The 7717-nt window shown below is 61.3% G+C and carries 8 protein-coding genes; 7 read left to right on the forward strand and 1 reads right to left on the reverse strand.

The annotated features are described in order from the left end of the window. Nucleotides 1-93: 93 nt before the first annotated feature. From nuoN to VGO04_RS11930, 5 genes are all read left to right on the forward strand, one after another. Nucleotides 94-1536 (forward strand): NADH-quinone oxidoreductase subunit NuoN, encoded by a 1443-nt coding sequence (nuoN, locus tag VGO04_RS11910; RefSeq protein ID WP_327496166.1) that lies wholly within the window; start codon nt 94-96, stop codon nt 1534-1536. Next, nucleotides 1536-2300, forward strand: coding sequence for a biotin--[acetyl-CoA-carboxylase] ligase (locus VGO04_RS11915; protein ID WP_327496173.1), 765 nt, complete (start codon nt 1536-1538; stop codon nt 2298-2300). The genes nuoN and VGO04_RS11915 overlap by 1 nt, the downstream gene beginning before the upstream one ends. A 27-nt stretch (nt 2301-2327) precedes the next feature. Next, a complete protein-coding gene (locus VGO04_RS11920; protein WP_327496167.1) occupies nt 2328-3995 on the forward strand; it encodes a ribonuclease J in 1668 nt (555 codons plus the stop codon). Nucleotides 3996-4063: 68 nt separating this feature from the next. Beyond that, on the forward strand, nt 4064-4468 hold the full coding sequence (gene mce, locus VGO04_RS11925; RefSeq protein WP_327496168.1) for a methylmalonyl-CoA epimerase: 405 nt from the start codon (nt 4064-4066) through the stop codon (nt 4466-4468). A gap of 127 nt (nt 4469-4595) precedes the next feature. Then, nucleotides 4596-4865: a DUF1467 family protein gene (locus VGO04_RS11930; protein WP_327496169.1), complete on the forward strand. Its 270-nt coding sequence runs from the start codon at nt 4596-4598 to the stop codon at nt 4863-4865. Nucleotides 4866-5199: 334 nt separating this feature from the next. On the opposite strand, the gene VGO04_RS11935 is transcribed toward VGO04_RS11930, so the two are convergent. Continuing rightward, nucleotides 5200-5457 carry a hypothetical protein gene (locus VGO04_RS11935; protein WP_327496170.1) on the reverse strand — a complete coding sequence of 86 codons (258 nt, stop codon included), beginning with the start codon at nt 5455-5457 and terminating at the stop codon, nt 5200-5202. Nucleotides 5458-5619: 162 nt separating this feature from the next. Here VGO04_RS11935 and proS point away from each other — a divergent pair, with 162 nt between their 5' ends. Continuing rightward, the gene (gene proS / locus VGO04_RS11940; protein WP_327496171.1) at nt 5620-6948 is read left to right on the forward strand and encodes a proline--tRNA ligase; all 1329 of its coding nucleotides are present in this window, start codon (nt 5620-5622) and stop codon (nt 6946-6948) included. A gap of 19 nt (nt 6949-6967) precedes the next feature. After that, nucleotides 6968-7717: ABC transporter permease (locus tag VGO04_RS11945; protein ID WP_327496172.1), on the forward strand; the 750-nt coding region annotated here is incomplete at its 3' end.

Consider the following 7717-nt stretch of genomic DNA (forward strand, 5'->3'; position numbering starts at 1 on the left):
CCGTGGATCTGCTCGTCAACAACTACTCCGCAGCCCTGCAGGCAGCGCAAAACGTTGCGCTTTCGGTGCAATGACCACAGGACGTGATTGGACATGACTGCTGAAACCCTCCTTGCAAGCCTGCAACTCTCGATCCCCGAGCTGATCCTCGCGGTCGGCGCAATGGCGTTGCTGATGATCGGCGTGTTTGCCGGTGAAAAATCGGCGTCGACGGTCACCGGTCTTGCGGTTGCCGTGCTGATCATCGCCGGTCTCTGGCTCGTGCTGAAAACCGGGGAAGGCTCGGCCTATAACGGCGCCTTCCTGTCCGACCCCTTCGCCAAGTTCATGAAGGTGCTGGCGCTGATCGGCTCGATCACGGCCCTGGTCATGACCGTCGGTCATGCGCGGTCCGCCCAGATTGATCGTTTCGAGTTCCCGGTGCTTCTGGTGCTGGCGACGCTCGGCATGCTCCTGATGATCTCGGCCAACGACCTGATCTCGCTCTACCTCTCGCTGGAACTGCAGTCGCTGGCGCTCTACGTCGTCGCCGCCATCAACCGCGACAGCATCCGCTCGACCGAGGCGGGCCTCAAGTACTTCGTGCTCGGCGCGCTGTCTTCGGGCATGCTGCTCTATGGCATGTCGCTGGTCTACGGCTTCACCGGCCACACCGGCTTTACCGAAATCGCGGCTGCACTGACGGCCGAGGGCCGTTCGCTCGGCCTGATCTTCGGTCTCGTCTTCGTGCTTGCCGGTCTCGCCTTCAAGATCTCGGCCGTGCCGTTCCACATGTGGACGCCGGACGTTTATGAGGGCGCGCCGACCCCGGTCACCGCCTTCTTCGCGGCTGCGCCGAAAGTTGCGGCCATGGCGATCCTCGTGCGCATCGTCATCAACGCGTTCGAGCCCGTCGTTGCCGACTGGCAGCAGATCATCGTCTTCATCTCGATCGCGTCGATGCTGCTCGGCGCCTTCGCGGCGATCGGCCAGAAGAACATCAAGCGCCTGATGGCCTATTCGTCCATCGGTCACATGGGTTATGCGCTGGTCGGCCTTGCCGCAGGCTCCATGGCTGGTGTTCGCGGCGTGCTGCTCTACATGCTCATCTACATGGTCATGACGCTTGGCACTTTCGCCTGCATCCTGGCGATGCGCCGCAAGGAAGGTGAAAACGTCGAGAACGTCGACGACCTCGCCGGCCTCTCGCAGACCAATCCCTTCATGGCGACGGTGCTGACCGTCCTGATGTTCTCGCTCGCCGGCATCCCGCCGATGGCAGGCTTCTTCGGGAAGTACTTCGTTTTCATGGCGGCCATCGAAGCCCAGCTCTATGCGCTTGCCATCATCGGCGTCCTCGCATCGGTGGTCGGCGCCTACTACTACCTGCGCGTCATCAAGGTGATGTGGTTTGACGATGCCAAGGGCGAGTTTGCCCGTACGGCCGGCGAGCTGCGTCTGGTGTTCGGTCTCTCGGGTCTGTTCGTTCTCGGATACGTCCTGATCGGCGGACCGCTTGGAAACGCGGCTGAAGTCGCGGCACGGACCTTCTTTTGATCGCCCTTGAAGGCGGCGGCCGGATTTCGCTCGACGATTTCCGGCATGTCGCTCTCGATGCGGTCGGCTCGACCAACAGCGAATGCCTGGCGCGTGCGCGCCAGGGCGACCCAGGCAATCTCTGGGTAACGGCCATCCGCCAGACGGGTGGCCGTGGCCGACGTGGCCGCGCATGGTTCTCGGAACCGGGCAATCTATACGCCTCGCTTCTCCTCATCGATCCGGCCCCGGTTGAGCATCTGCACTCGCTGCCGCTGGCGGTCGCCGTCGCCGTACACAGGGCGATCCGTCAGGTGATGCCGCCGGGTGCGGCACCGGTGGAAATCAAGTGGCCGAACGATATCCTGATCGACGGCAAGAAGACCTGCGGCATTCTTCTGGAAGGCGAAGCGTTGCCGGACGGTCGTCGGGCGCTCGTTATCGGTTGTGGCATCAACATCGCCGTTCAGCCCGACGAAGCGCTCTATCCCGTGACATCGCTTCAAAAGGAAGGCGCGTCCGCCTCACCGGACGAACTGTTTGCCCGGCTGTTTCTGACAATGGCAGAAACCCTTTCGGTCTGGGACCGTGGGGCGGGTATCGCAAATACGATCGAACAATGGCGTGCGGCCGCCCGCGGCATCGGCGAGACGATCACGGTAAATCTGCCGGACCGGTCGCTTTCAGGCCGCTTTGCCGGTATTGATGAGGCCGGGCGATTGCTGCTCGATACCGGCTCGGGCGCGATGCAGGCGATTGCCGCCGGCGACGTTTTTTTCGGATAATTCTTAGAAACAAGGGCGCATTACGACATGGCGCAAGAAGAAGAACTGGTGTTCTTGCCGCTCGGCGGCGTCGGCGAAATCGGTATGAACCTCGGCCTTTATGGCTACGGACGGCCCGGCAACCGCCAATGGATCATGGTAGACTGCGGCGTGACCTTCCCAGGTCCTGAGCTTCCGGGCGTGGACCTGGTGCTCGCCGATATCAGCTTCCTGGCGGAGGAGCGCCGCAATCTCAAGGGCATCATCATTACCCACGCCCATGAGGACCACTATGGCGGCCTCAATGATCTTTGGCCGGGCCTGAATGTTCCGGTCTACGCCTCACCGTTTACGGCGGGCATGCTGGAGGCCAAGCGCGATTTCGAGAAGAGCCGGGGCGAGATCCCCGTGACGATCTTCAAGCAGGGTGACCGTATCAATGTCGGCCCGTTCGAGATCGAGGCGGTCGGCGTCAACCACTCGATCCCCGAGCCGATGTCACTCATCATTCGCACACCGGCCGGCACGGTCGTTCATACCGGTGACTGGAAGATCGATCTTCACCCGTCGCTCGGACCGCTGACAGACGAGGCACGCTTCCGCCAGATCGGCGACGAGGGCGTTCTGGCGCTGGTCTGTGATTCCACCAACGCGATGCGCGACGGCGTTTCGCCGTCCGAGCAGGAAGTCTCCGAAAGTCTGACGAAGATCATCGCCAACGCCGAAGGGCGGGTCGCGATCACGACGTTCTCCTCGAATGTCGGGCGCATCCGCTCGATCGCCGAAGCGGCGGAAGAAGCGGGCAGGGATGTGCTGCTGCTCGGCAGTTCGATGAAGCGGGTCGTTGCCGTCGCGACCGATCTCGGGCTGATGGAAGGCATCAAGCCGTTCCTCGCCGAAGACGAATTCGGCTACGTGCCGCGTGACAAGGTGGTGGTCATCCTGACCGGCAGCCAGGGCGAGCCGCGGGCGGCACTTGCCAAGATCGCCCGTGACGAGATGCGCAACGTTGCGTTTTCGGCTGGCGATACGGTGGTGTTCTCTTCGCGAACGATCCCCGGCAACGAGAAGGCGATCAACGACATCAAGAATGGCCTGGTCGAACAGGGCATTCACATCGTCACCGACAACGAGGCGCTGGTGCACGTATCCGGCCATCCGCGCCGGACCGAACTTCAGCAGATGTATCAGTGGCTGCGGCCTCAGATCCTCGTTCCGGTTCATGGCGAGGCCGCGCACCTCACGGCGCATGGCGAACTGGGTCGGCAATCGGGCATTGCCAGCGTTCCGCGTCTGCGCAACGGCGAGATGCTGCGGTTGGCGCCAGGCCCAGCCGAAGTCGTCGATACGGTCCAGCACGGCCGGATCTACAAGGACGGATCGCTGATCGGCGATTTTGAGGAAATGGGCATCGGCGAACGCCGCAAGCTCTCCTTCGCCGGCCATGTTGCGGTCAATGTCGTTCTCGACAGCCGCTACGATTTCCTCGGCGATCCCGATATCGTTGCGATCGGCCTGCCGGAGTTCGACGACGAGGGCGAGGACATGGAGGACACGCTCTATGACGCTGTCCTCGGCGCCGTCGAGAGCATTCCGCGCGCAAAACGCAAGGATCTGGCGATGCTGCAGGAAGCCGTCCGTCGTGCTGTTCGCAGCACCGCCAACCAGATCTGGGGCAAGAAGCCGATCGTGACGGCGTTTGTCACCAAAGTCTGATTGGCGACAGTCGCCCGGCTCTGTAAGCCCTATGGCTACGGGACTTCGCCCGTAGCGGGAGGATCGCAATGCTTGGAAGAGTGAACCACATCGCCATCGCCGTGCCGGATCTGGCCGTGGCGGCCGAAAGCTACCGCACGATGCTTGGCGCTTCGCTGACCGAGCCGCAGGCCTTGCCGGAACATGGCGTGACCGTCGTGTTCGTCACGCTTGCCAACACCAAGGTTGAGCTGCTGGAGCCGCTCGGAGAGGGCTCTCCGATTGCGGCATTCCTCGCCAAGAACCCGTCGGGCGGGATGCACCACATCTGCTACGAGGTCGAAAACATCCTGTCTGCGCGAGACGCACTGCGCGCTGCAGGGGCGCGTGTGTTGGGCGATGGGGAGCCAAAGACCGGCGCGCACGGAAAGCCGGTGCTATTCCTCCACCCCAAGGATTTCCAGGGCACGCTGATCGAGCTCGAAGAGGTGTGACAGTTGATCGCGCTGTGCGTGTTTGTCTGATGGGGCCGGCGGCGCTATAAGGCGGACAGAATGTCGCGGAAGTCGTGGCGAAATGCGCTGTTGGCCATTTGCCGATCGCCTTCATCCGGAGTTGGGAATGCCGCTTTTTTCAACCTTTGCTATCTACTTCATCATCTGGTGGATTACGCTCTTTGCCGTTCTGCCGCTGGGAGTGCGCACGCAGGCTGAGGAAAACAGCGTCGTGCCGGGAAGCGTCGAGAGCGCGCCGGCCAAGTTCAACGCCAAACGGGTCGTCTTGCTGACGACGATCATCGCAGCCGTCATTCAGCTCGCCTGGTACATTGTGTCGGTCAAACTGGGCTATGGCATCGATTCCATTCCGCGCTTCTACCCGAAATTCTACTGAGAGTTTCATCAGGACGCTCGAATGGAAGCAATCCGCGATCCGATAGACATCGTTGCCGTGGATATCTTGGTGCGCCAGCTGTGCTGTGAAGGCGCTTGGCGCGGTGCTCCGGCGGAACCAGGGCATTCCTAGGATTGACCGCCGCCAAATTGACATAGTTCAAATTTGTCGAACTGCTTCGCGAGTGCGTTGGCTGGCGAAAGGCAAAAAAAAACAAGGCTGAAAGCCTTGTTTTTCAAGTTTCGCGTGATCTTTAATCCGTTGCCGGCGGCAGCGACGAAGCGCGCCTAAGATCTTATCCTCCCAAGACTTGACCGCGAAAGTCGGCAAGAATTTAGTCTTCATGCCTGTTTTGTGAGCCGAAATTAGCCCAAACATTGGGCGCTGTCATCTGGTTTTTTTGCATTTTTGCTACAGTCGGGCAAAATATTCCCGTTGACAATTCCTGTCGCAATCCTGTTACTAGCGTGCTCTTTTGACGCAGGCTTGGTGCCGCGCTTCCCCTCAAAATCCTCTGGCTGCGATCTCTGGCTGTATGGCCGCGAGCAGGGTTTTCTTCCGCCTGCGAAGCAGCTATGAACGCAAGGCTCATAAAGCTTCCTGACGGCTATGCCCGAGAGGGAGAGTGAACGAGCCCGACCCGAGAAGCAAAGGGCGCCCTTGCCAGAGAATTGGTCAAGCCGGCACCCAAGCTCAACGTCATTTCGCCCGAATCCGCCGATAGTGCGACGTTCATCTAGTTCTGGAACCCGTCATGCGCCTGTCCCGCTTTTTCATGCCCATCCTCAAGGAAAACCCTAAGGAAGCGGAAATCGTTTCCCACCGCCTCATGCTCCGCACGGGCATGATCCGGCAGCAATCCTCGGGCATCTATACCTGGTTGCCACTCGGCAAGCGGGTCCTCGACAAGGTCAATGCGGTCATTCGCGAAGAGCAGAACCGCTCTGGCGCGGTCGAGTTGTTGATGCCGACGCTGCAGTCCGCCGAACTCTGGCAAGAGAGCGGTCGCTACGACGCCTATGGCAAGGAAATGCTGCGCATCAAGGATCGCCAGGACCGGCCGATGCTTTACGGCCCGACGAACGAGGAGATGATCACGGATGTGTTTCGCTCCTACGTGAAGTCCTACCGCGATCTGCCGCTCAATCTGTACCACATCCAGCTGAAGTTCCGCGACGAGATCCGTCCGCGCTTCGGCACCATGCGCTCGCGCGAGTTCCTGATGAAGGACGCCTACTCCTTCGATCTCGACCGGGAAGGGGCCGAGCACGCCTATAACCGCATGTTCGCCGCGTACCTGCGCACCTTCGCGCGCATGGGCCTTCGCGCCATTCCGATGCGTGCCGACACCGGCCCGATCGGCGGCAACCTCAGCCACGAATTCATCATCCTCGCCGACACCGGCGAATCCGAGGTCTACTGCCACAAGGACTTCCTCGGCTTCGATATCCCCGGCGAAGACACGAACTTCGATGACGTTGCCGGCCTGAAGTCGATCTTCGACAAGTGGACGTCGCGCTATGCGGCAACGTCGGAAATGCACGACGAGGCGGCCTTCGACGCGGTTGCCGAGAGCGATCGCCTGTCTGCCCGCGGCATCGAGGTCGGCCACATCTTCTACTTCGGCACCAAGTATTCCGAAGCCATGGGCGCCAAGGTTCTCGGTCCCGATGGCAAGGAACACGCCGTACACATGGGCTCCTACGGCATCGGCCCGACCCGCCTCGTGCCGGCGATTATCGAAGCCTCGCATGACGACAACGGCATCATCTGGCCGAAGTCGATCGCGCCGTTCGATGCGGTGATCATCAACATGAAAGCGGGCGATGCGGCTTGCGACGGAGCCTGCGAGACGCTCTACTCGAAGCTCGGCAAGGCGGGATTCGACGTCCTGCTCGACGACCGCGACGACCGCGCCGGCGCGAAGTTTGCGACGGCCGATCTGATCGGCGTACCGGTCCAGGTGATCGTCGGTCCGAGGTCGATCGCCAATGGCGAAGTCGAGCTCAAGGATCGCAAGACCGGCGAGCGCGAGACGCTGACCGTCGAAGCGGCGATCAACAAGCTGATCGCAGCGAAGTGATAGGACGAGGGAAGGCAGGATGACCGCCGTGACGCAAGATCAGGTGCAGGCTGCAACGCAGCCTGAGACGTCCTCCAGCCGACCCTTTTCCGCCTTCGAGCGCATGGTGGCCTGGCGCTACCTGCGCTCGAGGCGCAAGGAAGCCTTCATCTCGGTGATTGCCGGTTTTTCCTTCATCGGCATCATGCTCGGCGTCGCGACGCTGATCATCGTCATGGCGGTGATGAACGGGTTCCGCACCGAACTCATCTCCCGCATCCTCGGCATCAACGGTCATATGATCGTCCAGCCGATCGACGGTCCGCTCAACAATTACGCGGAGCTGGCGACCAAGTTTTCGGGCGTGAAGGGCGTCACCATGGCGATCCCCCTGGTCGAGGGCCAGGTACTCGCCCAGGGCATCGGTGACAGTTCGACCGGCGCTCTGGTGCGCGGCATCCGCGCCGATGACCTCAGCAAGATGAAGTCGGTCTCCGACCACATCCAGTCCGGCGATCTCGTCGGGTTTGCGTCCGGCTCCGGTGTGGCGATCGGCTCGCGCATGGCCGAGCAACTCGGCATAACGGTCGGCGGCACCATCACGCTGACCTCGCCCAACGGCGACGTCACCCCGCTCGGCATGAATCCTCGCGTCAAGGCCTATACCGTCTCGGCGATCTACGAGATCGGCATGTCGGAATACGATTCGACGATCATCTTCATGCCGCTGGAAGAAGCCCAGCTCTACTTCAACGCCGAAGGGCTCGTGCAGTCGATCGAGATTTTCGTC

Origin of the sequence: Ensifer sp. (assembly GCF_035999185.1) — a bacterium.
Lineage (GTDB): Bacteria > Pseudomonadota > Alphaproteobacteria > Rhizobiales > Rhizobiaceae > Ensifer.

What these genes read in the sequence shown, in the direction of transcription:
- VGO04_RS11935 (WP_327496170.1), bottom strand. Translation starts at nt 5,457, where the DNA reads ATGAGCCTTGCGTTCATAGCTGCTTCGCAGGCGGAAGAAAACCCTGCT.
- mce (WP_327496168.1), top strand. Translation starts at nt 4,064, where the DNA reads ATGCTTGGAAGAGTGAACCACATCGCCATCGCCGTGCCGGATCTGGCC.
- VGO04_RS11930 (WP_327496169.1), top strand. Translation starts at nt 4,596, where the DNA reads ATGCCGCTTTTTTCAACCTTTGCTATCTACTTCATCATCTGGTGGATT.
- nuoN (WP_327496166.1), top strand. Translation starts at nt 94, where the DNA reads ATGACTGCTGAAACCCTCCTTGCAAGCCTGCAACTCTCGATCCCCGAG.
- proS (WP_327496171.1), top strand. Translation starts at nt 5,620, where the DNA reads ATGCGCCTGTCCCGCTTTTTCATGCCCATCCTCAAGGAAAACCCTAAG.
- VGO04_RS11920 (WP_327496167.1), top strand. Translation starts at nt 2,328, where the DNA reads ATGGCGCAAGAAGAAGAACTGGTGTTCTTGCCGCTCGGCGGCGTCGGC.